The 26,068-nt window shown below is 73.4% G+C and carries 24 protein-coding genes; 9 read left to right on the top strand and 15 right to left on the bottom strand.

The genetic code is table 11. From position 1 onward, the window contains the following. Nucleotides 1-62 precede the first annotated feature (62 nt). Nucleotides 63-1,553 carry an MBL fold metallo-hydrolase gene (locus ACWDBB_RS23280; protein ID WP_449791442.1) on the bottom strand — a complete coding sequence of 497 codons (1,491 nt, stop codon included), beginning with the start codon at nucleotides 1,551-1,553 and terminating at the stop codon, nucleotides 63-65. 78 nt (nucleotides 1,554-1,631) lie between these two features. Here ACWDBB_RS23280 and ACWDBB_RS23275 point away from each other — a divergent pair, with 78 nt between their 5' ends. Continuing rightward, entirely contained in the window at nucleotides 1,632-2,204 is a 573-nt protein-coding gene (locus ACWDBB_RS23275; RefSeq protein WP_449791441.1) for a TetR/AcrR family transcriptional regulator, read from the top strand. A 48-nt stretch (nucleotides 2,205-2,252) separates the two neighbouring features. On the opposite strand, the gene ACWDBB_RS23270 is transcribed toward ACWDBB_RS23275, so the two are convergent. Both ACWDBB_RS23270 and ACWDBB_RS23265 read right to left on the bottom strand, forming a co-directional pair. Further along, a complete protein-coding gene (locus ACWDBB_RS23270; RefSeq protein WP_392882391.1) occupies nucleotides 2,253-2,498 on the bottom strand; it encodes a hypothetical protein in 246 nt (81 codons plus the stop codon). After that, entirely contained in the window at nucleotides 2,495-2,863 is a 369-nt protein-coding gene (locus ACWDBB_RS23265; RefSeq protein ID WP_449791440.1) for an ATP-binding protein, read from the bottom strand. Before ACWDBB_RS23265 ends, ACWDBB_RS23270 begins: the two co-directional genes overlap by 4 nt. A gap of 165 nt (nucleotides 2,864-3,028) precedes the next feature. Here ACWDBB_RS23265 and ACWDBB_RS23260 point away from each other — a divergent pair, with 165 nt between their 5' ends. The 3 genes from ACWDBB_RS23260 (at nucleotide 3,029) to ACWDBB_RS23250 (ending at nucleotide 4,504) form a co-directional block, all read left to right on the top strand. Then, nucleotides 3,029-3,898, top strand: coding sequence for a helix-turn-helix domain-containing protein (locus ACWDBB_RS23260; RefSeq protein ID WP_449791439.1), 870 nt, complete (start codon nucleotides 3,029-3,031; stop codon nucleotides 3,896-3,898). Nucleotides 3,899-3,900: 2 nt separating this feature from the next. Then, nucleotides 3,901-4,101, top strand: coding sequence for a DUF397 domain-containing protein (locus ACWDBB_RS23255; RefSeq protein ID WP_449791438.1), 201 nt, complete (start codon nucleotides 3,901-3,903; stop codon nucleotides 4,099-4,101). 202 nt (nucleotides 4,102-4,303) lie between these two features. Beyond that, the gene (locus tag ACWDBB_RS23250; protein WP_449791437.1) at nucleotides 4,304-4,504 is read left to right on the top strand and encodes a hypothetical protein; all 201 of its coding nucleotides are present in this window, start codon (nucleotides 4,304-4,306) and stop codon (nucleotides 4,502-4,504) included. A 175-nt stretch (nucleotides 4,505-4,679) separates the two neighbouring features. Here the strand turns inward: ACWDBB_RS23250 and ACWDBB_RS23245 are convergent, their stop codons facing one another. The 9 genes from ACWDBB_RS23245 to pdxH form a co-directional block, all read right to left on the bottom strand. Continuing rightward, complete coding sequence (locus tag ACWDBB_RS23245) at nucleotides 4,680-5,393, bottom strand: aminoglycoside N(3)-acetyltransferase (RefSeq protein WP_449791436.1); 714 nt, start codon at nucleotides 5,391-5,393, stop codon at nucleotides 4,680-4,682. 160 nt (nucleotides 5,394-5,553) lie between these two features. After that, entirely contained in the window at nucleotides 5,554-7,974 is a 2,421-nt protein-coding gene (locus tag ACWDBB_RS23240; protein ID WP_449791435.1) for an FxsB family cyclophane-forming radical SAM/SPASM peptide maturase, read from the bottom strand. A gap of 58 nt (nucleotides 7,975-8,032) precedes the next feature. Further along, nucleotides 8,033-8,218: a hypothetical protein gene (locus ACWDBB_RS23235; RefSeq protein WP_359913873.1), complete on the bottom strand. Its 186-nt coding sequence runs from the start codon at nucleotides 8,216-8,218 to the stop codon at nucleotides 8,033-8,035. Nucleotides 8,219-8,581: 363 nt separating this feature from the next. After that, the gene (locus ACWDBB_RS23230; protein ID WP_449791434.1) at nucleotides 8,582-9,739 is read right to left on the bottom strand and encodes an aKG-HExxH-type peptide beta-hydroxylase; all 1,158 of its coding nucleotides are present in this window, start codon (nucleotides 9,737-9,739) and stop codon (nucleotides 8,582-8,584) included. A gap of 155 nt (nucleotides 9,740-9,894) precedes the next feature. Continuing rightward, nucleotides 9,895-11,118 (bottom strand): FxsB family cyclophane-forming radical SAM/SPASM peptide maturase, encoded by a 1,224-nt coding sequence (locus ACWDBB_RS23225; protein WP_449791433.1) that lies wholly within the window; start codon nucleotides 11,116-11,118, stop codon nucleotides 9,895-9,897. 110 nt (nucleotides 11,119-11,228) lie between these two features. Further along, a complete protein-coding gene (gene fxsT, locus ACWDBB_RS23220) occupies nucleotides 11,229-15,242 on the bottom strand; it encodes an FxSxx-COOH system tetratricopeptide repeat protein (RefSeq protein ID WP_449791432.1) in 4,014 nt (1,337 codons plus the stop codon). Beyond that, on the bottom strand, nucleotides 15,232-16,662 hold the full coding sequence (locus tag ACWDBB_RS23215; protein ID WP_449791431.1) for a TIR-like protein FxsC: 1,431 nt from the start codon (nucleotides 16,660-16,662) through the stop codon (nucleotides 15,232-15,234). Before ACWDBB_RS23215 ends, fxsT begins: the two co-directional genes overlap by 11 nt. A gap of 297 nt (nucleotides 16,663-16,959) precedes the next feature. After that, nucleotides 16,960-17,151 carry an FxSxx-COOH cyclophane-containing RiPP peptide gene (fxsA, locus tag ACWDBB_RS23210; protein WP_392882446.1) on the bottom strand — a complete coding sequence of 64 codons (192 nt, stop codon included), beginning with the start codon at nucleotides 17,149-17,151 and terminating at the stop codon, nucleotides 16,960-16,962. A gap of 144 nt (nucleotides 17,152-17,295) precedes the next feature. Next, a complete protein-coding gene (pdxH, locus tag ACWDBB_RS23205; RefSeq protein WP_449791486.1) occupies nucleotides 17,296-17,928 on the bottom strand; it encodes a pyridoxamine 5'-phosphate oxidase in 633 nt (210 codons plus the stop codon). A gap of 417 nt (nucleotides 17,929-18,345) precedes the next feature. Here pdxH and ACWDBB_RS23200 point away from each other — a divergent pair, with 417 nt between their 5' ends. Both ACWDBB_RS23200 and serC read left to right on the top strand, forming a co-directional pair. Next, nucleotides 18,346-19,446, top strand: coding sequence for a citrate synthase 2 (locus ACWDBB_RS23200; protein WP_360348291.1), 1,101 nt, complete (start codon nucleotides 18,346-18,348; stop codon nucleotides 19,444-19,446). Nucleotides 19,447-19,620: 174 nt separating this feature from the next. Further along, nucleotides 19,621-20,739 carry a phosphoserine transaminase gene (gene serC, locus ACWDBB_RS23195; RefSeq protein ID WP_449791430.1) on the top strand — a complete coding sequence of 373 codons (1,119 nt, stop codon included), beginning with the start codon at nucleotides 19,621-19,623 and terminating at the stop codon, nucleotides 20,737-20,739. A 245-nt stretch (nucleotides 20,740-20,984) separates the two neighbouring features. Here serC and thpR read toward each other — a convergent pair whose 3' ends face one another. Further along, a complete protein-coding gene (thpR, locus tag ACWDBB_RS23190; protein WP_449791429.1) occupies nucleotides 20,985-21,572 on the bottom strand; it encodes an RNA 2',3'-cyclic phosphodiesterase in 588 nt (195 codons plus the stop codon). A 46-nt stretch (nucleotides 21,573-21,618) separates the two neighbouring features. Between thpR and ACWDBB_RS23185 the strand changes: the two genes are divergently transcribed. Next, on the top strand, nucleotides 21,619-22,137 hold the full coding sequence (locus ACWDBB_RS23185) for a GNAT family N-acetyltransferase (RefSeq protein WP_449791428.1): 519 nt from the start codon (nucleotides 21,619-21,621) through the stop codon (nucleotides 22,135-22,137). 45 nt (nucleotides 22,138-22,182) lie between these two features. Here the strand turns inward: ACWDBB_RS23185 and ACWDBB_RS23180 are convergent, their stop codons facing one another. After that, complete coding sequence (locus tag ACWDBB_RS23180) at nucleotides 22,183-23,733, bottom strand: MFS transporter (protein WP_449791427.1); 1,551 nt, start codon at nucleotides 23,731-23,733, stop codon at nucleotides 22,183-22,185. A gap of 92 nt (nucleotides 23,734-23,825) precedes the next feature. Then, nucleotides 23,826-24,260 carry a MarR family winged helix-turn-helix transcriptional regulator gene (locus tag ACWDBB_RS23175; protein ID WP_030235202.1) on the bottom strand — a complete coding sequence of 145 codons (435 nt, stop codon included), beginning with the start codon at nucleotides 24,258-24,260 and terminating at the stop codon, nucleotides 23,826-23,828. Between the two features lie 120 nt (nucleotides 24,261-24,380). Here ACWDBB_RS23175 and ACWDBB_RS23170 point away from each other — a divergent pair, with 120 nt between their 5' ends. Continuing rightward, nucleotides 24,381-24,848, top strand: coding sequence for a VOC family protein (locus ACWDBB_RS23170; protein WP_449791426.1), 468 nt, complete (start codon nucleotides 24,381-24,383; stop codon nucleotides 24,846-24,848). Nucleotides 24,849-25,133: 285 nt separating this feature from the next. Then, nucleotides 25,134-26,018 carry an MHYT domain-containing protein gene (locus ACWDBB_RS23165; RefSeq protein ID WP_449791425.1) on the top strand — a complete coding sequence of 295 codons (885 nt, stop codon included), beginning with the start codon at nucleotides 25,134-25,136 and terminating at the stop codon, nucleotides 26,016-26,018. Nucleotides 26,019-26,068 lie beyond the last annotated feature (50 nt).

Genomic DNA, 26,068 nt, shown 5'->3' with positions numbered 1-26,068 from the left:
AAGTCGGACGGGCGACGGCCGACTTCCCGCGCAGCGGCTTCACGCGTTCCCGCGCAGCGGCTTCACGCGTTCCCGCCCGTCAGCCAGCCGTCCAGCGGAACGCGGCAGCTGTTGAGGATGCCCGCGATCGTCGCGTACGTCCCGACCAGCGCCAGGAGTTCCAGCACGCGCGCCTCGGAGTGCCGTTCGACCAGTGCCCGCCAGGTGTCCGGAGCGAGCGCGTGCCCGTCGTGCAGCTCGTCCACGGCCCGCAGCAGCGTGCGGTCCGCCTCCGACCAGTCCGGATGCTCCGGGCCGTCCGGGACCCGGGCGATCTCGGCCCCGGTCAGCCCGGCCGCCGCGCCCAGGCGGACGTGGTGCTCCCACTCGTACGTCGAACCGGTGCGGTGCGCGGTGCGAAGAACGGCCAGTTCCCGCTCGCGGAACGGCAGCAGGCCCTGGTTGAGCTGGGCGAGCAGGGGCGCGAGGGCGATCAGCAGCTCGGGGTGGTGCCCGATGGTGGCCAGGACGTTGAGCACCGGTCGGCCCGCCAGCGGCCCGGTGCCGTCGGCGAAGAGGGCGGCCGCGGGGCCCTCCAGGCGTCCGGCGAGGGCGGCGATCTCGGCGGCGGGCCGCGGGGCCAGCCGGGGGCCCTCGGCGAACTCGTCCAGTCCGACCAGCAGTTCCTCCTCGACCGGGGTGCCGTCGCCGTTCAGTTCCCGGTACACGGCACCGATGTTCAGCAGCAGCCGCTCCCGGTCGTCCCAGTCCGCGAAGCCGTCCAGGTCCATCTCCCGCGCGGCCTGGAGCACCGGGACGCCCGCCGCATGGGCACGCCCCGCGTGGTCGCGGACCCGCTCCAGGTAGCTGCGGAAGGTGCGGACCTCGGACTTGCCGACGACCGGGCCGTGCCCGGGCGCGATCGTCTCGACGTCCAGGCCGAGGATCAGGTCGCAGGCGGCGATCCAACGCTCCACCGGGCCGCTGTGGATCACCGGGTGGCCGCCGATGAACAGGATGTCCCCGGCGAACAGCACACCGGCGTCGGGTACGTGGACCAGGACATCGCCCCGGGTGTGGGCGGGGCCGACCTCGATCAGCCGGACGGTGCGCCGCCCGACGGCGACCTCCAGCTCGCCGCTGAAGGTCCGGTTCGGCAGGGTCGGGGCGATGCCGGTGAAGTCGAAGGCCTTCCGCATGTCCTGGACGACGCGCGGGAGCGGCAGGTCGCCCGGCGCGGCGAGCAGTTCGTGGAGGTGGTCGCGGCCCATGTCGGCCGCGGCGGCCTCGGAGGCGATGACCGTGGCGTGCGGGAGCAGCTGGTTGCCCCACCAGTGGTCGCCGTCGCTGTGGCTGTTGACCAGGGTGCCGATCTCGGCCCCGGGCAGCGCCCGGGCGACGGCGCCGAGCAGGTCCCGGGTCTGCGGGACGGTGAACAGGGTGTCGACGAGCAGGGCCTCGGCGCCGGAGACGATCAGCCCGGCGTTGCTCAGGCCCCAGGAGCCGTTCGGCTGTAGGTAGGCGTAGGTGTCCGGGGCGATCTCGTGCAGGCCGAGGGTGTACGGGACGGCCATGACTGGGCCTCCTCGTTAGGTGGACTGGAGTCTCAACATGTACTCCAGTCCACTAATAGATTCAAGTACACTTTCCCCGTGTCCTCACCCAACCGACGCGACCAGCGCCGCACCGCCACCCGGGAGCGACTGCTGGCGGCAGCGCTGGAGCTGTTCGCCACCCAGGGGTACGCGGCCACCACCTACGACCACATCGCCGAACGCGCGGACGTGGGACGCCAGACGGCCTTCAACCACTTCCGCCGCAAGGAGGACTTCGTCACCGCCTGGGTCCAGCAGCGGCACGAGGCACTGGACCGGCAGGACGAGGCTCATGCCTCCGCCACCGAGGCGCTCGCGGGCGCACTGCGCGCCCTCGCCGAGCTCAACGAGCGGGAGTACGCGCTGGCGAAGGAGCTCCACGACAGCGGAGTGCTCCACGCCGCCTTCGGCCTCGGCGCCACGACCCCCCGGGCATTCGTCGCGGCCGCCTCCCGGGGGCGCGAACAGGGCGAGATCCGCGCCGAGTTGGACCCGACCGCCGTCGCCGACCTGCTGTTCGACACCTACATCACGACCCTGGGCCGCTGGCTCGCCGCCGACGCGTCTCACTCGCTCGCCGATGCCCTACTCGCCCGCCTCGACCTCCTCGCGGCCGGCTTCAGGGCCTGACCACACGGGCGCGGGCCCCGCCAAGTGGACGGGGCCCGCATTTTGCGCCTACCCCTGGCGGCGCCTGAACTCGCGGACGAGCGAGAGAAGGTTGACCAGGGTGCTGGCCGGAACACTACCGAGCGAGACGAGGACCTGGCCGTTCAAGACGGTCTCGCCGGGCTTGGCCGAGGGCCAGAGCAGACCCAACTCACGACCCTCGGTGCGGAGCTCCACGATCAGGTCGGTGAGATCCCGACGGGTGAGGCGATGGAGAGAGGGATCACGCGGGTCGAGGGGGTGGAGGGCGCTCACGCGACGCAGTCCAGCTCGAACCAGACCCGCTTCCCGAGCGCCTGCGATTCGGCGCCCCAGCGGTTGGTGAGCCCCTCCACCAGCTGCAGTCCGCGACCCGACTCGGCCTGCGGGTCGAACTTCTGACACTTCGGCAACTCGCTGCTGCGGTCCGCGACGGAGACACGGAGGATGTTGCCGGAGTAGACGACCGTGACGACGGGCGAGCGCGTCATCCCGTGCCGCCACGCGTTCACCACCAGTTCCATGAGGGCGAGTTCGGCGTCCCCGATGGAGGAGTCGGGGTACCCGGCGCGCAACATCGCGTCGCGCAACACCTCGCGGGACACGGTGAGGGAGGGGGAGTTGAGGTTGGGGTCACACATGGGGAATCTCCCATCAGCTCAAATGAGCTACGCACAGAGAGACGTGACGCCTCATCCGGCGAGCAGTGCAGTGAAACTTTAGGTGATTCTCAGCAAAGCTGGCAACACGCTCCGCGTACGGCCATACACTTTCCGTAGGTCGATACCTGCGAGGAAGGTATGCCCATGGCATTCGGGAACGGGATCAGCGAACGTCAGCGCAGGCTGGGCGAAGAGCTTCGCAGGGCGCGCGATGCAGCGGGACGCTCAGCTCTGGAGATCGGGCAGGCGATCGGCGTCAAGGGCCCCGCCGTCAGCCATATCGAGTCCGGCAGGATGGGCCTAAACCTTCCGCGACTGCACATCTGGCTCGACCTGTGCGACGTCACGGACCCCGACTACCGGGCCGGCCTCGCCGCCATGTGCGAGAGCTCGGGCAAGGGTTGGTGGACCGAGTTCAAGACCCACGTCACGCGAAGCTCCCTCGACCTGGCCGAGGCGGAGGCTCGCGCCACGGGCTTGGACAACTATGAATCCCTGCTGATCCCTGGCCTCTTGCAGACCAAGGCCTACAGCGAGGTCATCCAGGGGTACACCGAGAAGAAGGTCGAGTTCCGCCATGAACGTCACAAGGTTCTGACGGGCAAGAACGCCCCTCCGTACCGTGCCGTGATCCACGAGGCGGCCTTGCACATGATGTACGGAGGAGCAACGGTCATGTGGGACCAGTTGAATCATCTGATCGAGATGAGCAGGCTGCCCAACGTGACGATCCAGATCCTCCCGTTCGACTGCACCACGTTCGCGTCGAACGACACACCCTTCCTCCTCATCCGTGGCGCTCACGCCCGGCTCGGCACGGTGCTGCTCGAACATCCCCATGGATCCAACTTCATCGGCGACCCTGAGGTCGTGACAACATTTGACCGGAAGTTCGACCGACTCAGGGGCTTGGCTCTTCCGCCCCTGTCTGCCGCCACATCCGCGTCATCACCCGCCGATCGGGACTCGTTGGGTTTGATCCAGCACATCCGCTACAAGGTCCAGGGAAGATAGCCATGCACCAGCTCAACTGGCAGAAGTCCAGCTTCAGCAGCGACCAGGCCAACTGTGTCGAGATCGCTTCCGCCGACGAGCTGATCTACATCCGCGAGTCCGACGACCCCACCACCATCCTTACCACCACCCCCACCAAGCTCCACGCCTGGATCCACGGCGCCAAGGCCGGCGAATTCGACCACTTCACCGCCAACCCCTGAAGCGGATCCTTCCCGGCGGCCTCTTGCTCCCCGCAAGCGGCCGCCGAAGACCATGGCTCCTCGGCGCCGTCCAACAGCTGGACGCTGCTGGAGCGAGATCCTTATTCCGGATCAGGAATCTGCCCGGTGCCGCGTGGACAGGCGCCATCGGCAGCCCTAGCGTCGCTGATGGGTCGGGGGGACTCGCCCCAGATGGGTCACCATGGCTGATAACCCGCAACTGACGCGCCTCACCGGCATGTTCAACGGGCCGACCTGTGTCGACGACGACTGCCCCAACGTCTACGCCACCGATCGAGAGACCTTCGTGTTCCAAGGCGACCACTTCACGGCCCTGAAGGTGCCCGCCGGGGAGTCCGCCGTCGAGTTCCCCGACCGGCCTTCCGCCGCCCTTCGTGCGTGAGAAGTCGGCCGGGCCGACTTCTCACGCACGCGATGGGGCTGGGGCCCCGTCGGCGCTTCGGCGGAGCCGAAGCGCCGACGGGGGCGGGCGGGGGCGGGGAGGCGGGGTGGGTGTGGGGGCGGGGGGTGGGAAACGGCGGGATCACTTGTCGGGCGGCGGGAACAAGGAGCGGGTTTCAGGGACGGCCGCGCCGCAGGACGGCCTCGGCGAGGTCGACGGCCTCCCGGACCGGCACGAGCCGGCAGTCGGCGGTGCCGATGCGGGCGGTGGTGATGCCGCGGGCGGTCCGGAGGACCTCCTCGCCGAGGCGGCCGAAGTGGAGGTCGTCCAGGTCGGCGGTCCGGAAGGCCGTCCAGCCGTCCTCCCCGACGCAGCGGTACTCGCGCACCGGCACGTCGGGCATGCGGAGGTCGGCGAGGTGGAACGCGGTGAAGCGGTCCATCGGGACGCCGAGCATCAGCACCCGGGCGTCCAGTTCGTAGAGCCGCCCGAGCGGCGACTCCGGGCCGAGGTGGGAGGTCAGCGGATGGTGGGCGGTGATCTCCCGGGCGAGCCGGCCGACGGCCGCCCAGGAGGTCTGCGGGTGGCGGCTGCGCAGCGCGCCCGGCCACGAGCGGATCGCTTCCGACAGCGCCCCCATGGAGGGCGAGGCCGGGGTGGTGGCCGGATCGAAGCGGGGCATCCGGTCCTGGTAGTCGGCCACCTCCGCCGGGGAGAGACCGGCGGTGGCGGACTGGTGGATGCGGGAGGTGGCGGAGTTCTCGGGCGTGGCGGTGTAGGCGACCAGGGTGCCGTCGGGGCCCAGGACTTCGAGCAGGGCCTCGACCACACCGGCCGCCCCGCCCGGTACCGGTCCGAGGGCGCGCAGGGACGCCTGGACGTGCAGCACCGTGCCCGGACGGACCCCGAGCTCGAGGAGGTCGCGGACGAGGGGGTGGACGGAGGTGGCGACGGCGACGCCGCCGGCGCGGGGTTCGGTGAGGATGGCGTTTCCCCGGGGTTGAGGGCCCCGGGCGAGGGAGGTCCCGGGGCGGCGCGGGTGGGAGGTGTCAGACCCCGGCCCGTTCCCGCCGTACCCGGTCGGCCGCCTGCTCGGCGGCTGCGGGCAGCGGCAGGGCGAGCCAGGGTGCCACGGTGGCACGCATGCCGTCGGCGAAGCGCAGGCCGGTCCCGGTCAGGGATCCGGACGACGCCAGCCGCTCCACGGCGTCGGCGGTGTACCGCCGCCAGAGCGCGAACTGTTCCCGCGCCCGGTCGGCGGCCGAGCCCGGCAGTCCGTCGTACGCGAGGGTGCGGGTGCCCCAGTACTCGGTGACGGCCAGGTGGGCGTACGTGCCCTGGAGCAGCCCTTCGAGCGGCCGGGGGTCGGGCCGCCAGGGGGCGAAGTACAACGCGGTGTCGCCGCGGTCGTACAGGTCGGTCAGGTCCAGCACCGCGCCGAGCTTGACGTGCTGGAACTCGTGGGCGAGCAGCAGGGCGAGGGTCGGCGCGGTGGCGGGCCGGGCGATGCCGACGGCGCCGTACGCCTGCCGGGCCGCCGAGCTGACGTCCCGGCCGGTCGGGCCGGGCCGCAACGGGGTGATCGTCGTCAGGCCGGCCCGGATGCCCTCCGCGTACCCGGGCAGGTCCCGCCCGAGCAGCTCCCAGGCCTCGCGCAACGCGCCCGTCCAGTCGAGCAGTTCGCTCTCGGAGAGGCGGTCGGCGACGGGGTGGTCGTGGCTGTCCCGCAGCGGGTCGGTGTCCTCCAGGACGACCGTCCAGCCGTCGGCCAGCCGGATCCGCCACCGCGGCTCGTCGAGCACGGTGTGCACGGATCCGTCGGACGCCCGCACCTGGAAGCCGTCCGCCCGTCCGGTGACCACGGCCTCGCCGTCGGGTACGGCGAGGCCGCCGAGCGTCGGCAGGTGCAGCCGGCCGCCCCGGACGGGCACGGCGACCGTGTCGCCCCGCCCGGCCCGCACCGCGGCGGCCGCGGCGAGCGCGGCCAGCGGGCCGAGCCCGACCGGGAGGTCCCCGGCGAGCCGGCAGGCGGCCCAGGCGCGGGCGTACGGGTGGGCGAGCACGGCGTCCACGGCGGCGGGGGCCGCCGCGTCGAGCTCGGTCAGCAGGGCCCACGCCTCGGCCCGCCCCTGTCCGGAGGCGTCCCAGGCGGCGGCCAGCATCGCCCGGGTGAGGGCGAGTTGGGAGCGGCCGAGCGCGGCGATGGTGTCCGCGCTCCCGTATCCGGCGGCGAGCTCGTCGAGTTGGGGCGGGGTGAGCGCGCCGGGCAGCAGTCGCTCGGCACCGGGCCGCGACGACCCGGCCGCCTGCACCGGAACACCGGCCTCCGGAGCTCCGGCGGAACTCCCGCTCCCCGCGATGCCGTTGATGAACGTCATGAGATCACCGCAGTAGACGGAGGGATGGTCGAAGCTGCCTCCTCCATCGTCGCTCCGATAGCGGTGGGCGTACAGCCCGCCACCGCAGGAGCGCACCACGGAGCAGGCGCGGCAGGCCTCGCTCAGTCCGGCCAGGCCGGACTGGCGGGCGGCGATGCCGGGGTGGCGGGCGAGGTCGTCGAGGCTGTGCGCGAAGACGTTCAGCCCGGTGGCGGGCGCGCCGTCGTACGCCGTCTTCAGGCTGTCGGCCTGCTCGAAGGTCCCGTCCGTCTCCAGGACCGCCAGGTCGGAGGGCTCCAGACCGAGCGACTCGGTGAGGCTGGAGAACCCCCGCAGGGTCCGGTGCACGGACTCGAAGGTCCGCACGGCGAACGGCCGCCCGTCCGTTTCCCACAGCCTGTGGACGGTCAGCAGCCAGTCGGCGTACGGGGTGGCGCCGAGCGCGGCGGGGCGCTTGGGCGGTTCGTCCCAGGTGGCGTGCGGGAGCAGGAAGTCCACGGCGGGCGGCCGGAGTTCGGCCAGCGCCCGGTACACGGCCGCCGGGTCGTTCTCGACGTCCATCGTGCACAGCAGCCCGACGAAGAGGTGCCGGTACTCGGGCTCGTTCAGCAGGGCGACGGCCCGCAGCACCTGCGGGTGGCTGCTGCGTCCGTCGGCGAACCGGCGGTGGCGGTCGTTGGCGGCCTTGTCGCCGTCCAGCGAGATGCCGACCTTGATCTCCTGCTCCGCGAACAGCGCGCAGAAGTCCCGGCTCAGCAGCACGCCGTTGGTGTGGATGCGCAGGTCGAGGGCGCAGCCGGGCGGGAGCGCCGCCCGGAGCGCCTCGGCGGCGCGGCGCAAGCGGTCCGGGCCGGCGAGCAGGGGTTCTCCCCCGTGCAGGACGACCCGGACGGCGGGCAACCGGTGGGCGGCCGCGTGCTCGCCGATGCGCTCGGCGGCCTTGGCCAGGATCCCGTCCGCGATGACCTTCGGCCGGGAACGCCAGCTGCTGTCCGCGTGCTCGTAGACGTAGCAGTGGTCGCAGGCCAGATCGCACCTGCTGTGCATCTTGACCACGAACTGCGTCAGCGGCAGCGGAGTCGACGTCGTCATGGAGCTGGGACTGTTCGGTTCGGCTCGGTCTGGGTTCCGCCCGGTGTTCCGGGCCGGGTCAGATCGAGGAGTTGAAGGCAGCGACCGGCACGAGGCCGGATTCCGCGCCGGGGAGCGCGCGCTGGAGCCGGGAGGCGAGCTCTTCCGCGCCGAGCGCGGCGAGATCGGCGAGCGAGGGGCGTTCCGGCGTCTCCTGAGGGTCAGTGAGCTTGCCGGCCGGCCTGATGCTGGTTACCGGAGTCATGTTCGTTTCCTTAGGCGCGGTTAGGACCTGCCGAGGGTGGGTAAGCCCACCCGGTTGCGACCAATGTAGTGCCCTCGAAGACTCCGCGCGGCACGTTCGGAGTCACCTTGGGCTCCCCAGGCGGCCGACGCCGCACCACAGCCCGCGCCGTACCACCAGAATTCACCTGTTCAGCCGCCGCGCGCTTCGCCGTGGCGCACGCCGAAGCGTGTCGCCGGGGCGAAAACACGGACCGCCGCCAGGGCGAAATTGTGGCCCGCCGCCAGGACGAACAGGTGGACCGCCGCCTGGGCACACCCCGGGAGTGCCCGGCAGAGAACCCCCACAAGCGCGCCATCCGGTCAAGCCTGCGCCTCACCGGATTCATTCCCCCGGATTCACTCCCCCCGGCTCGCCGAGCTCCCCCACGGCCCGCACCAATTCCCTGGCGAACTCCAGCCCGTCCGGCGTGAGTTCGCCGCAGCTCAGGAGCGTCTGCCCGGCCGCCAGGGTGTGCGTCCGCCAGCGCGCGAACTCCCCGTGCGCACGGGCCGCGCGCGCCGCATCACCGGCGCCCGAGCCGAGCGCCGCGCCCGAGCCCGCGCCCGAGCCGAGCGCCGCGCCCGCGCCCGCCGCCACCCCGGCCGCCGCCTCCGCCCGCCAGAAGTCCGCCACACCCAGGTGCGCGTACGCCCCCTGGAGCAACGCCCCGGCCGGACGCGGGTCGGGCCGCCAGGGAGCGTGGTAGACCGCCGGACCGTTGGGGCGGTGCAGCGGCACCAGGTCCATCAGCGCGCCGAGTTGGACGTGCAGGAACTCGTGCACCAGGGCGAGCGCGAGCAACACCGGATCGTCCGGCAGCGAGGCCGCCACCGCACCGTACGCCCGCCGGGCGGCGGCGCTGACGACCTCCCCACCGGGGGCCGGCAGCAGCGGCACGACGGTGGTCACGCAGGCCGCGAGGGCCCGCGCATGACGGCGGTGGCGGCGCACGAGGATCTCCCAGGCCTCGGCCAACCGCCGCTCCCAGCGAGCGAGTTCGGCGTCCGCGAGCGGCCCGGCCGGCGGGCGCCCGTAGTCCACCCGGCGCGGACCGGCGTGGTCGACCGACGGCGTCCAGCGCAGCCCGTCGCACTCCAGCACGAGGGCCGGCCCCGGTCCCGACCGGAGGAACTCGCCCAGCCCGCCGAGCGCAACGGCCTCCCCCGCCGCCGCGCCGCGCAGACAGTCGGCCGCCCAGGCGTCCAACTCCGGCCGCAGCAGCACCTCTTCCCAGCCGTCCCGGTCGTCCCGCTGCAGCGCCCGCACCCGGGCGTACGCCTCCCGGTAGCCGTCGTGCTCCGGTGCCGACCGGCGCAGCGCCAGCAGCAGCAGCACCCGCTTGCTCAACTGCCCCGCGCGCAGCAGCCGGACGGCCTCCGGTCCGCCGCGCGCGCCCGCGATCGCCCGGAACGTCGCCCGGTCCACCCCGTGCCGGGGCAGTCCGTCCGCCCCGCGCGCGCCCGGCACCCCGGCCGCCACCACCTCGCCCGTACCCGTCACCGGTCTTCCTCCTCGTGTGTGCGGCTGCCGGCCAGGTCGACCGGCCCCTCGCCCAACCCGCCGGATCCGCCCGCGGTCTCCCCGTGCGGGTGCGGATCAGCCGGACGGCGGCCGGGCATGACCCGGACGGGTGAACCGACGCCCCGCCCCCGCCGTCACCTCGGCCCCACCCGCGCCTCCGATGCCGATCCCGCCGATCCCGCCGCGCCCGCCGCCTCCGCCGAACCCGCCAGTCCCGCCACCCCCGCCCGCAGCCGCTCCGCGATGTGCCGGATCAGCCGGTCCAGGTCCGCGCAGTACACCGACGGGTGCCCGAAGCCGTCTCCCGCGTACCGGTGCGCGTACAGGCCCCCGCCGCAGACCCTGGCCAGCGGGCACCCGGTGCAGACCGCCCCGAGGCCCGCGAGGCCGCGCTGGCGGGCCCGGAAGGCCGGGTGCGCGCCCGCCTCCCCGAAGCCGTGCCGCCACACGTCCAGGCCGGTCCCGGGGGCGCCGTCGTAGGCCGCCTTGAGGCTGTCCGCCTGCTCGATCGCCCCGTCCGTCTCGACCACCACCAGGTCGACGGGCGCCAGCCCGACCGCCTCACTGGCCGCCCGCCCGCCGAGCAGCAGCACCGCCAGCTCCTCGAACAGCCGGACCCCGGTCTCCCGACGCGGCGCGCCGTACCAGCGGTCGAAGGCGGCGATCAGCCACTCCCCGTACGGCGCGGGGCCCCCGCCCGGCGGCGGCGCGTCCGGCACCGGCCGGGGCGGGACGCCCGGCGGGGGCTCGCACCAGGTGGCGTGTGGCAGCAGCAGGTCGACCCTGGGCGGCGCGAACTCCAGCAGCGCCTCGTAGGTGGCCACCGGGTCCGACGCCAGGTCGACGACGCACAGCAGCCCGGCGAACAGCCCCCGGTGCCGCTCCGAGCCGAGCAGCCGCACCGCCTCGGCGGTGCGCGCCCAGCTGCCCGCGCCGGAGGGCAGCCGCCGGTGCCGGTCGTGGCCGGCCCGGGTGCCGTCCAGCGAGACCCCGACCGCGACCCGGTGGCGGTGCAGCACGCCGAGCAGCGCCGGTTCGTCCAGCAGCCGCAGCCCGTTGGTCTGCACGGTGAACCGCACCCGGGGCCGGACGGCCGCCAACTCGCCGAGCAGTGCGTCCAGATGGGCCGCGCCGACGAGCAGCGGCTCGCCGCCGTGCAGCACCACGGACACCTCGTCCAGCCCGTGCTCGGCCGCGTGCTCGTCGATCCGCCGGGCGGTGCGACGGACGGTCGCGAGCTCCATCCGCCGCGGCCGCCCGCGCCAGCTCTGGTCCGCGCCCTCGTACACGTAGCAGTAGTCGCACGCCAGGTTGCACCGACTGTGGATCTTCAGCAGGAACTGCCGGAACGGCACCATGCCCGTGAGCCTACGGCCTGGCCGCCACGCCGACCGCCCGACCGCCCGGCTGCCACGCCGCCGACCGCCGGCCGCCACGCCGCCCGCCCACCGAGTCGGCTGATCACCCGTCACACGTGCGGCGGCTCCACGTCCGAGTCCAGCCGTGTCCCGGCCCGCACCGCGATCGTCGTCGGGTGCTCCTCCCCCAGGGTCGACCGCGCCCGCCGGATGCACTCCGCCCGCAGCTCCGCGGCCCGCTCGGCGTACCCCAGGGCGGCCAGCGACAGCGCGAGGTTGGAGTTGATGCCGATGGAGTCGTAGTGGTCCTGGCCGAGGGCGTCGGTCATCAACGGCTCGGCCTCCAGCTCCAGTTCGAGCGCGGCCCGGAGTTCCCCGGCCAGCGCCAGGTCGTTGGCGTGGTTCATCATCGCGATCGGGATGTAGAGGTGGTGCGCGCCGAGGACGGTGCGGAACTGCGCCAGCGTACGGCCGGACAGCTCGCGCGCCTCCGCCGTGCGCCCCGCCAGCCGCAGGTACACCGAGAGGTTGTTGGCGCCGGCCAGCGTCACCGGGTGGTTCTCGCCCAGGTAGTCGCGGTACCGCGCCAGCGCGCGCTCGGCCAGCGGGATCGCCCGCCCGGTGTCGCCGAGCGCGTTGAGGTCGCTGGCCAGGTTGGTGGCGGCCGCCAGGGTGTCGGGGTGCTCGGGGCCGTTGATGTCCAGGTAGCGCTGGTAGATGTCCTCGTCGATCTCCAGGGCCTCGTGGTACCGGCCGGCCCGGCGCAGCGCCACGGCCAGGTTCTTGCGGGCGCGCAGGGTGTCGGTGTGGCTGTCCCCGATGGTCTGCTGGTAGATCCGGACGGTCTCCTCCAGCAGGTCCAGGGCCTCCCGCAGCCGCCCGGTCTCGCGCAGGTCGCGGGCGTAGTTGGAGGCCGAGGAGAGCGCGTAGAGGCTGTGCGCGCCGAGCGCGTCGCGCTGCTGGAGGTAGTTGCTGCGGTGCCGTTCCAGGGCGGCCCGGCGGTCGCCGGCCAGGTAGTCGGAGACGGCGAGGTTGTTGGTGATCATCAGGGTGCGCGGGTGGTCCGGGCCGAGGGTGCGCCGGGCGGCGTCCAGGGTGCGGCGGTCGAGCGCCCTGGCCTCGTCGTAGCGGCCGAGGAAGCGCAGGTCGGCGCCGAGGCTGTTGGCGACGGCGAGGGTGTGCGAGTGCTCCGGGCCCAGGGTCGCGGTGAAGCGCTCCAGGATGTCCCGGTCCGTCTCGTACGCCTCCTGGAGGGCGCCCTGGGAGCGGCGGATGTTGCTCAGCTGGGTGCGCAGCATGAGCGTCTGGGCGTCGTTGTCGACGTCGAAGCCGGGCCCGCCGTAGCCGTCCTGGCGCCAGTGCTCCAGGGTCCGCTCGGCGAGCTCCCGGCCGGACTCGTGCAGGCTGCGCTTCCACTGGTAGCGCACCGAGTCGATGATCCACTGTCGGACGTCCTCGTCGGCGCTGTCGAGCGCCCCGGACGGCCAGAGGTGGGGCAGGAGTTCGGCGTACTCGGCCCAGTTCGCGGGCACGTCCGGGTCGCCGGGGTTGGCGGTGGCGAGGGCGGCGTGGACGACGCCGCTCAGTTCGGCCCGCCGCTCCTCCTCGACCTGGTCCCGCAGCACCGCCTGGACCAGCCGGTGCACGGTGATGGTCTCGCTGCCCTGGTCGGTGCGGGCGAGCCCGAACCGGTTGATGGCGCGCAGGAACTCGCCGATCGCGAGCTTGTCGCGGGGCGCGCGCGGGGGCAGCCGCAGGGCGCGGGTGACGGCCCGGCTGTAGAGCAGCCGCATCGGGATGGCGTCCGGGCCGAAGAAGGCGCAGATCTCCAGGATCTGGGCGGCCGGGGCGTTCATCCGGCGCAGTTCCTCGACCGAGATGCGCCAGGTCGCGGCGGCCGAGTGCGGGTAGTCGGCGGCCCGCAGCCGGGTGCGTTCCAGCATCTCGGTGAGCTCTTCGTCGAGCAGTTCGAGGTAGGTGGCGATCGGCATCGACGTCTCCTGGAGCCAGACGGCGGCCTGGCCGACGGCGAGCGGCAGGTCGCCGAGGCGGTGCGCGACCTGGTCGGCGTCCTCCGCGGAGAGGCCGCCGTTGAAGCGGCGCAGCAGCCGCACGCTCTCCTCGCGGAGGAAGACGTCGACCTCCACCAGGCCGGCGTGCCGGGCCCAGCCCTGGTTGCGGGAGGTGATCAGCACGTGCCCGCCGGAGGAGCCGGCCGGCTGCCAGGGGGCGAGTTCCTCGGGGGTGCCGGCGTTGTCGAAGACGAGCAGCCAGCGGCGGTACGGCTGACCGCGGCGCAGCGCGTCGAGCACGGCGGCGGCGGTGTGGGCGACGTCGTCGCTGGTGGGCACGCCGAGCCGGGGCGCGAGCTCGGCGAGCTTCTGCGGGATGTTGGCGGGCTCCTCGGCGGGCACCCACCAGATCACGTCGTAGGCGGCCTTGAAGCGGTGCGCGTACTCGGCGGCGATCTGGGACTTGCCGGCGCCGCCGAAGCCGTAGAGCACCTGGCTGAGCACGGCGGCGGGGCCGCCGGTGAAGCGGTTGCGGAGCAGTTCCAGGAGCTTGCCGCGGCCGATGAAGGCGGCGTTGCGCGAGGGCGCGTCCTGGACCTGCGGGGCGGTGCCCGGAAACCGCGCGGGGGCGGCGAACTCACCGCTGTCGGTGTCGAGTTGCCGGTTGCTGCCGGGAGGCGGGCCGAGTTCGGCGTAGAGCTGGGACTCGGCGCCGACCGCGGAGGAGCGGACCAGGTCGGGCACCGGCTGCCCGGCGAACGGGCGGGGCACCGGCTCGTCCGAGTCCTGGAGTCGGAAGGAGACCAACGCCGGTGATCCGGAGGTCAGTTCGCGCCCCTGGAGGAGCTGCCAGACCTCGGCGGCCCGGGGCAGCGCGGTGTACTCGGGCGAGAGCAGCGCGAGCAGCCGGCCCTGGCCGTCGACCGGCCCGGCGACCTCGGGCGGCCGGGGGCCCGTGTACGGTTCGGCGGCGCTGTGCAGGGAGGCCTGGTAGCCGAAGCGGGTGAGCGTCCCGGCTGCCCACTCGGCCCACATCCGGTCCTCCGGCGCGTAGCTGACGAACACCTGGCGCGGTACCGCGCGGGCGGAGCGCAGGTAGGCGCCGTAGAGCCGGCGGCGGGTCTCGGCGGTGAGCGGGCGCAGGGTGCGGACCCGGCCGTCGGTGATCCAACCGGCCAGCCGTTCGAAGGCGTTGAGCAGGCTGCGGGCCTCCTGCGGCCGGTCGGCGACGGTGGCGGGCACCTCCTCGTACGCGTAGAAGGGCTTGTACGGCACCTCGACGTCGGCCCAGTAGCCGGCGCGGCGGTCACCGGCCAGCCAGCGGCCGAGGTAGGGGGCGAAGGCCTCGCGGGCGAAGTCCCGGCCGGCCTCCAGGCGCTCCTGCTCGGCGTCCTCCACCCGCATCGGCACCGGCAGGACCCGGATCGCCCGCTCCTCGGCCTCGGCGATGGCGCGGGCGGCGTCGACGCCGCCGCGGATGTTCTGGGCGCTGAAGGTGAAGCAGTCCACCACGGTGTCGGGCATCAGGACGGTGCAGATGCCGGAGGTGTCGCTGACGCCGGTGCGGCTGTCGATGAGCACGTAGTCGTACTCGCGGGCCCAGCGTTCGCGCAGCTCGCGCAGGAACTCGCCGCCGCGGATGTCCCGGCCGTGGTAGAAGCTGCGCCAGTTGAAGGTGGTGACGGCGGCGGCGTAGGCGGCGTTCTGCCGGCCGGCGGGCAGGAAGTCGAGCCGGCCGCCGGGCGGCAGGTCGAGGGCGAGGCCGCAGACGTAGCCCTCCAGGCGACCGGGCTCGTCCAGCCAGTCGGCCGGGGACTGCCCGACCGGCCCGCTGGCGGAGGGCAGCGCCTGCTTGACGTAGGAGCGCAGCAGGTCGATCAGGCCTTCGGTGGAGTGGAGTTCCGGGTCGACCAGCAGCGGGTGGTAGTAGCGGTGGAGGCCGGGCGCCTCCAGGTCCCAGTCGACGACCAGGACGCGCAGGCCGCGGCTGGCGAGGATCCAGCCGACGTTGGCGAGCGCCATGGTGCGGCCGGTGCCGCCCTTGAAGGAGTAGAACGTGACGACCGATCCCGGTCCGCCGCGCTCCAGCTCTGCGCCGGGCTCAGTGGTCATCGTCCTGGTCTCCCCTCAGCGGGACGGCATCGTCCTGGCCCCGGCGCTGGCCGGGCAGTTCCGGTGGATCGGGGTCGGGGTGGTGCTGCGCGGGCGGTCGGCCCTGGCGCGGACCCGAGGGCCCGGACCGCCCGGACGGACCGGCCGGGATGGTCAGCCCGGGCATGTTCGGGCCGTCGCCGAAGCCGAAGGCGTCGCCTTCCGGGCCGAGGCCGAAGGCGTCCCCGCCATCGTCTCCCCAATCGAGGTTGTCGTCCATGAGCTTGTTCTGGGCGACCGTCACCATGATGGTGAGGTCGTTGTCGAAGCTCTCCTGGTTCACGCGCACCCGGAACAAGTGCTCCAGGTCGCTCCGGCGCAACCAGTTGCGGCGGAACACGCCGCGCACGCCGGTCCACGGCGCTTCGCGCTCCCCGTCCGGGTCGTTGCTGCCGATCGGCACCACCACGCCGGTGACCGGGTGGTTCTGGTCGTCGTACTCGCTCAGCGCGGCCCGGTAGCGGCCGCTGCCGGCCACCCACGGGTCGACCAGCAGCACGCTGACCTGGCTGTCCTCCCGGGCCTGGTCGAGCTTCCTGCCGAGGCCCGGGCCGATCTCCTCCAGCGTGGTGGTGTGCCCGGCCGCGGTGATCACCTGCTGGGCGCGGGCCGCCAGGGACGGCCGGGCGGGCGGGTAGTAGGGCGCCCAGTGCCAGGGCTTGGCCCCGTACCAGCCACCCGTGTACGAGCCGCCCTGCGCGGCGGCCTCCGGGGCGCTCCCTGCGGCGATGAACAGCCGCACCATCCCGGGGCTGGGCGCCGGCTCCGGCGCGGCCGGGGGCGGGAAGTAGCCGCGCACCGCACCCAGGTCGAACTCGGGCAGTTCGCCGAGCCGCCGCGCGGCCGCGTCCCGCACCCGCTCCGCGACCACCCGGACGACCTGCTCGTACGCCCCGCTCTGCGCGGTGCGCAGCAGGGCCCGCAGGCCGTGCCGGGCGTAGGCCTCGCCCATGTCCGGCTGGACCCACTGGACCTTGGTCACCTCGGCGGCCAGTTCGCCCGAGCCGACGGGCTCCCAGAGCACCGGGATCAGCGCCGGGACGAGCTCCCCGGTGTCCTCGTGGTGGCGCCGCACCCGGCCGCGGAAGGCGGTCCACTCCTTGCCGCAGTAGAGGCTGGCGAAGTAGGCCGGGGAGTAGAGCGCGATCATGGTCCGGCTGCGGCCCAGCATCGTCGCCAGCCGCTCGGCCCAGTCGTCGCCGAGGCGCAGCTGCTCGGTGTCACGGAAGGCGAGCTCCTCGGCCCGGACGGCCACCCCGAGCAGTCGGCCGAGTTCGTCCCGCAGGTCGTTGAAGAACTGGTTGACGAAGGCGTCCTCGGCCTCGAAGTCCCGACGCGCGTAGCTGAAGAAGAAGTACGGCCTTTGCTGTTCCTGCCCCATCACCTGTTCCCCCCGTGCCCCGACGGTCCGCGACGGCGCTGGTTTCATACCCCAGCATGTCGCGAACTCCCCCGGCGCCGCTGGCAAGTTGGAGGATTCGGTACCGCGGGTGGTTTAGCCGGTGGTCAGGCGCACACGGACGGCCCGCGGTGCTCCGGCGCCCGGGGGCGCGCGGACGGGATCGCGGGGCGCACCGACGGAATCAACGGGTGCCACCGGTCGAGCGCTGCCGGCGGGGCCCTCCGGCGGGGTGCCGCGGGCGGAATGCCGCGGGCGGAATGCCGGCCGCGGGGCGACCTACCGGTCGAGCGCCGACTGGAAGGCGGCGAGCGGCTCGGCGCCGGGGGTCAGGGCGTCCGCGACCACCCGGCGCAGCAGGTCGCCGAGGACGGTGTCGGGCAGGGCTTCGAGTTCGTCGAGCGACAGGGCGGCGACGTCGACCAGGTCAGAGCCGAGTCCAGCGGCGGTTTCCGCACCGGTGACGCCCATCAGTCCCTCACTCGATCGTGTCGGCACAGCGGGCTGTTGGCCGAAGGTGCATCGACCCAGGTCCGCGACGGGCATCCTACACCCGGGGAGTGACGCCCCATCAGCTCAGCGCGGGCGCCGCGCGGAGCTGATGGGCCGAACGGATCACGGGCAGAGCCGCTCCACCCGCCAGCCCGTCGGGGCGGCGGGGTCGGCGACGTAGCGGAGCCGGTCGTGCAGCCGGTTCTCCCGGCCCTGCCAGAACTCGACGCTCTGCGGGACCACCCGGTACCCGCCCCAGAACGGCGGGACGGGCACGCCCTCGCCCTCCGGGTAGCGGCGCTCCAGCTCGGCGTAGCGCCGTTCGAGCACCTCCCGGCTGTCGACCGGGCTGGACTGCTCGCTGGCCCAGGCGCCCAGCTGGGAGCCGTGCGGGCGGGTGCGGAAGTAGGCGGCGGTCTCGTCCCGGCCGACCTTCTCCACCCGGCCCTGGACGATCACCTGGCGGGCCAGCGCGATCCACGGGAACAGCAGCCCCGCGTACGGGTTGGCGGCCAGCTCGGAGCCCTTGCGGGAGCCGTAGTTGGTGAAGAACACGAAGCCCCGCAGGTCGTAGCCCTTGAGCAGGACGGTGCGGGAGCTGGGCCGCCCCTGGGCGTCGGCGGTGGAGAGCACCATCGCGTTGGGCTCCACCACGCCGGCGTCGTCCGCCTCGTGGAACCATCGGGTGAACTGGCCGATCGGCTCGGGCGCGAGCTGCTCCTCGACCAGGCCCTCGTGACTGTAGTGCTTGCGCATCACGGTGAGGTCCGGGCCTGGGCGGGCCTCGTCGGCCAGGATCCGGTTGGCGGGGCTCAGGGGCGTCGACTGGGCGCGATCCGGGGTCTGCACGCCAACATCATCCCGTACGACAAGCAACGGGCACCGCTACCTCCGGACAAACCTCGGTGGGAGATGAGGTGGCCCGCCACCGGTCGGCCGCCCGCCCTGCGGGGAATTGTCCGGAACCGGGCGTTTCGTTCCGCGGCCTCCCCGGGCGGGCCGGCCCGCCCGCGGGAAGGTCAAGCGGGACGACGGGAAACATCACCACGGTGGTGTATGGCGCAATGCACCCCGTGCCTGTCACTCTGGCACCGAGTGCCAAACACCATTCGGTCACTGGCGCGCCGCCCCACCACGGCGGAGCGCCGATCGCAGAACTCAAGGAGCCGTCGCATGTCCGACTTCGTACCCGGGCTTGAGGGAGTCGTCGCGTTCGAGAGCGAGATCGCCGAACCCGACCGCGAGGGCGGCGCCCTGCGGTACCGCGGTGTCGACATCGACGACCTGGTGGGCAACGTCTCCTTCGGCCATGTCTGGGGCCTGCTGGTGGACGGCAAGTTCAACCCCGGCCTGCCGGCCGCGGAGCCGTTCCCGATCCCGGTGCACTCCGGCGACATCCGCGTCGACGTGCAGTCCGCCCTCGCCATGCTCGCCCCGGTCTGGGGCCTCAAGCCGCTGCTGGACATCGACGCCGAGCAGGCCCGCGACGACCTCGCCCGGGCCGCCGTGATGGCCCTGTCCTACGTCGCCCAGTCGGCCCGCGGCCAGGGCCTGCCGATGGTCCCGCAGAGCGAGATCGACAAGGCCGAGACGGTCGTCGAGCGGTTCATGATCCGCTGGCGCGGCGAGCCGGACCCGAAGCACGTCAAGGCCGTCGACGCCTACTGGACCTCGGCCGCCGAGCACGGCATGAACGCCTCCACCTTCACCGCCCGGGTCATCGCCTCCACCGGCGCCGACGTCGCGGCCGCCCTCTCCGGCGCGGTCGGCGCGATGTCCGGCCCGCTGCACGGCGGCGCCCCGTCCCGCGTGCTCGGCATGATCGAGGAGATCGAGCGCACCGGCGACGCGACCGCCTGGGTCAAGAACGCGCTGGACAAGGGCGAGCGCCTGATGGGCTTCGGCCACCGCGTCTACCGCGCCGAGGACCCGCGCGCCCGGGTGCTGCGCCGCACCGCCAAGGAGCTCGGCGCGCCGCGCTTCGAGGTCGCCGAGGCCCTGGAGAAGGCCGCGTTGGAGGAGCTGCACAACCGCCGCCCCGACCGCGTGCTGGCCACCAACGTCGAGTTCTGGGCCGCCATCATGCTGGACTTCGCCGAGGTCCCGGCGCACATGTTCACCTCGATGTTCACCTGCGCGCGCACGGCGGGTTGGTCGGCGCACATCCTGGAGCAGAAGCGCACGGGCCGGCTCGTGCGCCCCTCCGCGCGCTACGTCGGCCCCGGCCCGCGCCGCCCCGAGGAGATCGAGGGCTGGGACGCCATCGCCCACTGATCCCCCGCGGCGCGATACCGGACGAGCGTCCGGTCAGTGCCCCTGAGCAGCGGGTCCGGCTCCGGCCGGGCCCGCTGCCGCGCGTCCCCGGGTGGTTCCGGGACGGCCGGGACCCCAGTCTCAGCGGGCGGACGGCCGTACCTCCGCCGGGCCCCCGGCCGGTAGGCTGCGCCCGTGGCTCAGATCCAGATCCCCGCTGACATCAAGCCCGCAGACGGCCGTTTCGGCTGCGGACCGTCCAAGGTGCGCCCCGAGGCCCTGAGTGCCCTCGCCGCCACCCAGGCCTCTCTGCTCGGCACCTCACACCGCCAGGCCCCGGTCAAGAACGTGGTCAAGCGCGTGCGCGAGGGCGTGAGCAGCCTCTTCTCGCTGCCGGACGGCTACCAGGTCGTCCTCGGCAACGGCGGCTCCACCGCCTTCTGGGACATCGCCGCCTTCGGCCTGGTCCGGGCGAAGTCCCAGCACCTCGACTTCGGCGAGTTCTCCTCGAAGTTCGCCTCCTCGGTCGCGGCCGCGCCCTGGCTCGGCGAGCCGAGCGTGATCAAGACCGCCCCGGGCACCCACCCGCTGCCGGTCGCCGAGGCCGGCGTGGACGTCTACGCGCTCACCCACAACGAGACCTCGACCGGCGTCGCGATGCCGATCCGGCGCCCGGCCGGCACGGACGAGGGCTCGCTGGTGCTGGTGGACGCCACCTCGGGCGCCGGCGGCCTGCCGGTGGACATCACCGAGACGGACGTCTACTACTTCGCCCCGCAGAAGTCCTTCGCCTCCGAGGGCGGCCTCTGGCTGGCCACCTTCTCCCCGGCCGCCCTGGAGCGCGCCGCCGAGATCGCCGCCTCCGGCCGCTACATCCCGCCGTTCTTCTCGCTGCCGACGGCCATCGACAACTCGTCGAAGGACCAGACGTACAACACCCCGTCGCTCTCCACCCTCTTCCTGCTGGCCGACCAGCTGGAGTGGATGAACGGCAACGGCGGGCTGGACTGGGCGGTCGCCCGCACCGCCGACTCCTCGTCCCGGCTGTACTCCTGGGCCGAGAAGTCCTCCTACGCCACCCCCTTCGTGGCGAACCCGGCCGAGCGCTCCCAGGTGGTCGGCACCATCGACTTCGACGAGTCGGTGGACGCCGCCGCGGTCGCCAAGGCACTGCGTGCCAACGGCATCGTGGACACCGAGCCGTACCGCAAGCTGGGCCGCAACCAGCTGCGCATCGCGATGTTCCCGGCGATCGACCCGGCGGACGTCGAGGCGCTCACCCACTGCATCGACTACGTGGTCGAGCAGCTCTGACCCCGTCCCCCGAGGACACGACCGAGGGCCACCGCCGGCGGGCGGTGGCCCTCTCGCCGTTCCGGGGCCGGGAGGCCGGAGGTGCCTAGCGGCCGACCAGCGAGCTGATCAGCACGACGACCAGCATCAGCACCAGGGTGCCGGAGACGATGCGCATACGAGTCTTGGGATCCACGGTCAACGAGCGTACCTCCGGCTCATCCCGTACTCCGCCCGGGCCCCTCGCCGGGCCCCTTCCGGGGAGCTCAGCTCCAGTCCGCCAGCGCCCAGGAGCGGAGCGTCTCGTAGTGCGCGAAGCCGCCGCCCAGGTCGCTGCGCACCAGGTGCAGCTCGGCCGCGTCCCACTCCGGCCCCCGGTAGTCGGCCAGCGCCGCCACCAGGCCGTCCAGCTCGGCCGCCGCGACCCGCTGCACGGCCCGCCGGTGACCGCGCGAGGAGCCGGCCCGGGCGAGGGTGAGGTGCGGGTGGAAGGCGAAGTCGTCGGTCGCCCCGGTGACCTCGGCGGTGGCCCCCGTGACGGCGTCGGCCAGCCGCCGCAGCGCCCAGGCCTGGCCCTCGACCCCGGCCCAGAGCACCCGGTCGCCGAACCGGCCCGCGCCCGCGATCCGCAGCCGGTGCACCGGGTGGACCTCGGCGACGGCGGCCAGGCCGGCCTCCAGCTCCGGCAGGCTCCCGGCCGGCACCTCGCCCAGGAAGGCCAGGGTCAGGTGCCAGCCCTCGACGCCGGTCCAGCGCAGCCGCTCCGCCCCGGGCAGCTCCCGCACCGGCGCGACCGCGTCGGCGAGCCCCTGCAACGCCTCGACCGACGGCAGCACCGCCACGAACAACCTCATGGGCCCATCTTCCCGCGCCCGGCCGGCTGGGGTAGAACGTTCTCCCATGAAGATCCGCAACGGGGGGTCCGCGGACGTCCCCGACATCCTGTCGCTGCTCGACGGCGCCGTCTCCTGGCTGACCGCCCAGGGCCGCACCGGCCAGTGGGGCGACCAGCCGTTCAGCACCATCCAGGCCCGGATCGACCAGGTCTCCTCGTACGCCGAGGAGCCGTTCCTGATCCGCCTCGCCGTGGACGAGGACGGCCGTACGGTCGGCTGCTGCGTGCTCTCCGAGGACCGCGGCCGGTGGATCCCCGCCGTGGACGAGCGCGAGCTGTACGTCCGCAACCTGGTCACCGACCGCGACCGCAAGGGCTCCGGCATCGGCGCCGCGCTGATCGCCGACGCGGTCGAGGAGGCCCGCCGACGCGGCATCGGCCTGCTGCGGGTGGACTGCTACGGCGGCGCCGACCGCAAGCTGGTCGGCCGGTACCGGGCGCTCGGCTTCACCGAGACCGTGGCGTTCGAGGTCGACCAGCCGAACGGCGTCTGGCCCGGCCAGGTGCTGGAGATCCGCCTCTGAACCACCGCGGGCCCCCGGACACACGTCCGGGGGCCCGACGTTCCGTCAGCAGGCCGGGGCCAGCTCCGACTTGCTCGCCGCGCCGGTCCGCGGCACGAAGGCCACCACCCGGCCGCCGCGGCCCGGGTGCAGGTCGAAGCGCACCCGCAGGTCCGCGCTGCGGGCCAGCACCAGGCCCACCACGCCGGCCGCCGCCGCGGACACCAGTCCGCAGGCCAGCAGGCCGAGCCGGGGCCCGTACGAGGCGGTCACCCAGCCGACGACCGGGGCGCCGATCGGCGTGCCGCCGGTGAAGACCAGCACCAGCAGGCCCATCACCCGACCGCGCATCTCGGGGTCGGTGGCCAGCTGCAGCGTGGAGTTGACCGAGGTGTTGAAGCTCAGCCCGAACACCCCGATCAGCATCAGCAGCAGCGCGAAGGTCCAGTAGTCGGGCGCGAACGCGGCGACCACCTCCAGCGCGCCGAAGGCCAGCGCCGCACCGACCAGCCGGCGCAGCCGCGGCACGCCCCTGCGGGCGGCGAGCAGCGCGCCGGTCAGCGAACCGATCGCCATCGCGGTGTTCAGCAGGCCGTACTGGCCGGCGCCCACCTCGAAGGTGTCGTACGCGAAACCGGAGAGCAGCGTCGGGAAGTTGAAGCCGAAGGTGCCGATGAACCCGGCCAGCACCATCGGCCAGAGCAGCTCGGGCCGCTCCCTCACGTACCGCAGGCCCTCGCGCAACTGCCCCTTCTCGCGGGCGATCGGCTCGGTCGGGCGCAGTTCGCTCTCCCGCATCGCGAGCAGCCCGCCGATCACGGCGGCGAAGGACAGCGCGTTGACGGCGAACGCCCAGCCGCTGCCGACCGCGGCGATCAGCAGGCCCGCGACGGCGGGGCCGACCAGCCGGGCGGTCTGGAAGTTGGCGGCGTTCAGGCTGACGGCGTTGGCGAGGTCCTTGGGCCCGACCATCTCGGAGACGAAGGCCTGCCGGGTCGGGTTGTCCACCACGGTGACCAGGCCGAGCAGCAGCGCGAAGAAGTACACGTAGTACGGCGTCACCACGCCGCCGACGGTCAGCGCCGCGAGGCCGGCGGCCAGCAGGCCCATCGCGCCCTGGGTGTAGATCAGCAGCCGGCGCTTGGGCATCCGGTCCGCGAGCACGCCGCCGAACAGGCCGAGCAGCAGCATCGGCAGGAACTGCATGGCGGTGGTGATGCCGACCGCGAGCGGACTGCCGGTGAGGCTCAGCACCAGCCAGTCCTGGGCGATCCGCTGCATCCAGGTGCCGGTGTTGGACACCACCTGGCCGGCGAAGTAGTAGCGGTAGTTGCGAACGCGCAGTGAGGAGAACATCCCCCCGGGCCGGGTGAATTCGGCACCTGTGGGAGACGAGGCCGAGTGGGTGCGGCCCTGAGCGGCGGGGTCCGCCGCGGTGCGTTCGTCGGGGTCGTCGTCGCCGTTGCCGGGCAGCCCCGTGGGGGCGGGTGCCTGGGCGTCGGCGGCCGCGGCGCTCGCCGCGGCGGGGTCGGTGGTCGGATCGTCGGTACGGATGGCGGCGGCGCTGGCTGCGGCCGGCGGTGTCACGGTGGTCTCCCCTCGCGGCGCGACGGCCATGGCGGTGGCCGTCGCGCTCCTGGTGTCAGTGGTCGGTCCTGCGGTGATGCAGTGCTCCTCGTTCTTCCGGCGGCTGGCCGGATTCGGTGTGCCTAGAGGTGTGCGAGCTTGTAGAGCACGGGCGCGGCCTCCCTGAGGACGGCCCACTCCTCCTCGTCGAGCCCCTGGGCGAGCTCGGCGAGCCAGACGTTCCGGCGTCGACGACTCTCCGCGAGGATCGTCTCGGCCTGCTCGGTGCTGCTGACGACCACCTGGCGGCGGTCCTCGGGGTGCGGCTCGCGCCGCACCAGCCCCTTCTCCTCCAGCATCGCGACGATCCTGGTCATCGAGGGAGGCTGCACGTGCTCCTTCCGGGCGAGCTCACCCGGCGTCGCCTTCCCGCACCGGGCGAGGGTGCCCAGCACTCCCATCTCGGTGGGACTCAGCGACTCCTCCACCCGTTGGTGTTTGAGTCGTCGGGAGAGGCGCATCGTGGACGATCGCAGCTGACTGATCGCTGCGAGGTCCTGCTCGGACATCTCGGGCATCTCTTTAGACTACGTCATTACTCTCGCTAAGGAAAATGAGATCCGCCGCGCCGGAGGGTCACCCCAGTGCGATATTGGTCATGGGCCCCAGCTCTCGACTCCCAGAAGGGCCGACCTGCCATGTCCGACCTCGCCACCGAGCCGTCCGGGCGGTCCGAACGGCCGCAGCCGTCCGAGCAGTCGCAGCCGTCCGTGCCGTCCACCCGGACCGAGCCCGACGACACCGGCTTCGCCCGGCTCGCCATGGTCACCATCGACTGCGCCGACCCGGTCGCGCTGGCCTCGTTCTACGGCGAGCTGCTGGGGTGGGAGACCAGGCACGCGGACGAGCACTTCGCGATCCTGGACAACCCCGAGGGCGGCAGCCCGATCGGCTTCGGGCGGGTGACCGGGTACCGCCCGGAGCCGTGGAAGGAGCCGGACGGCAGCAAGCACTTCCACCTCGACTTCTACGTCGACGACCTGGACGAGGCCACCGAGAGGGCCCTCGCGCTCGGCGCCACCGAGCCCGCCTACCAGCACGGCCGCACGCTGCGGGTGCTGATCGACCCGGCCGGCCACCCGTTCGGGCTAGCACCCCTGGAGTGAGCGCCGACCGCGGCCCGGGGGCGGTGCGCAGGCGGTGTCAGGGATTGGTGCCGGGATCATGCAGGCCGCGTAAAGGTCCGCCCTGACCTGGGACTTCACGAAAAACGCGAACATTGTGCGATCCGCCGAACGCTGACTACTCTGCCGGTTTGTCAGGGGCACCACATGCCAGGCTCCTCCCCGCGGGACCGCGTTCCCGCCCCGGTGCCCGTTGCCGCGCGCCTTCCCCGGCCAGTCGCGTCCGCCCGTGTCCCGGTGCCCGCAACCCTCGTCCAGGGAGCTCTGTTGGGTGAGATCCACCATGCCGACCACGGCTGGGTGACACCGGCGGTCTCGTACTTCGTCGCCTGCCTCGGCGCCTTCGTCGCGCTGCGCAGCACCCGCTGGGCACTCGTCTCCCGGGGCCGCACCCGGGCCGTCTGGCTGCTGTTCGCCTCGACCTCGCTCGGGGCCGGGATCTGGTCCATGCACTTCATCGCGATGCTCGGCTTCTCCGTGACCGGCGTCGAGATCAGCTACCGGCCCGGGCTCACCGTCCTCAGCCTGCTGGTCGCCGTCGCCGTGGTCGGCGTCGGGCTCTTCACCGTCGGGTACTGGCGGCACCGCGGCCCGGCCCTGCTGGTCGGCGGGCTGACCACCGGCCTCGGGGTCGCCGCGATGCACTACCTGGGCATGGCCGCGATGGTCCTGCCCGGCCGGCTCGACTACGACCGGCCCACCGTGGCGGCCTCGGTGGCGATCGCCGTGGTCGCGGCCACGGCCGCGCTCTGGGCCGCGCTGAACATCCGGGGCACGCTCGCCGTACTGGCGGCGGCCCCGGTGATGGGCGTGGCGGTCTGCGCGATGCACTACACCGGCATGGCGGCGCTCTCCGTCCGGCTGGACTTCTCGCGCTCCACCGCGGACGGCGTGATGGCGCTCCAGTTCGTCTTCCCGCTCGGGGTCGGGCTCGGCTGCTACGTGTTCTTCGGCTCGCTGGCCTTCGCCGTCTCACCGAGCCGACCCGACTCCCGGCCCCTGCTGGCCGGTCCGGCCGCCCCGCTGCCCCCGCGTGCTCCCGCCACCGAGCGGGCCGGGTGGGCCGCGCGCACCCCGGGCGGCCCGGACGACCCGCCGCGGGCCCCCCACCCGCGGCGTCAGCGGCCACTGGGCGGGGCGGCCCGGCGCTGAGGCCGGGCGCGGGAGAGGAGGCCGTGCGGGCGTGGGGCAGGGCCCGCCAC

The sequence above is a fragment of the Kitasatospora sp. NPDC001095 genome (assembly GCF_053598615.1).
This window is presented reverse-complemented; position numbering and strand designations above follow the sequence as displayed.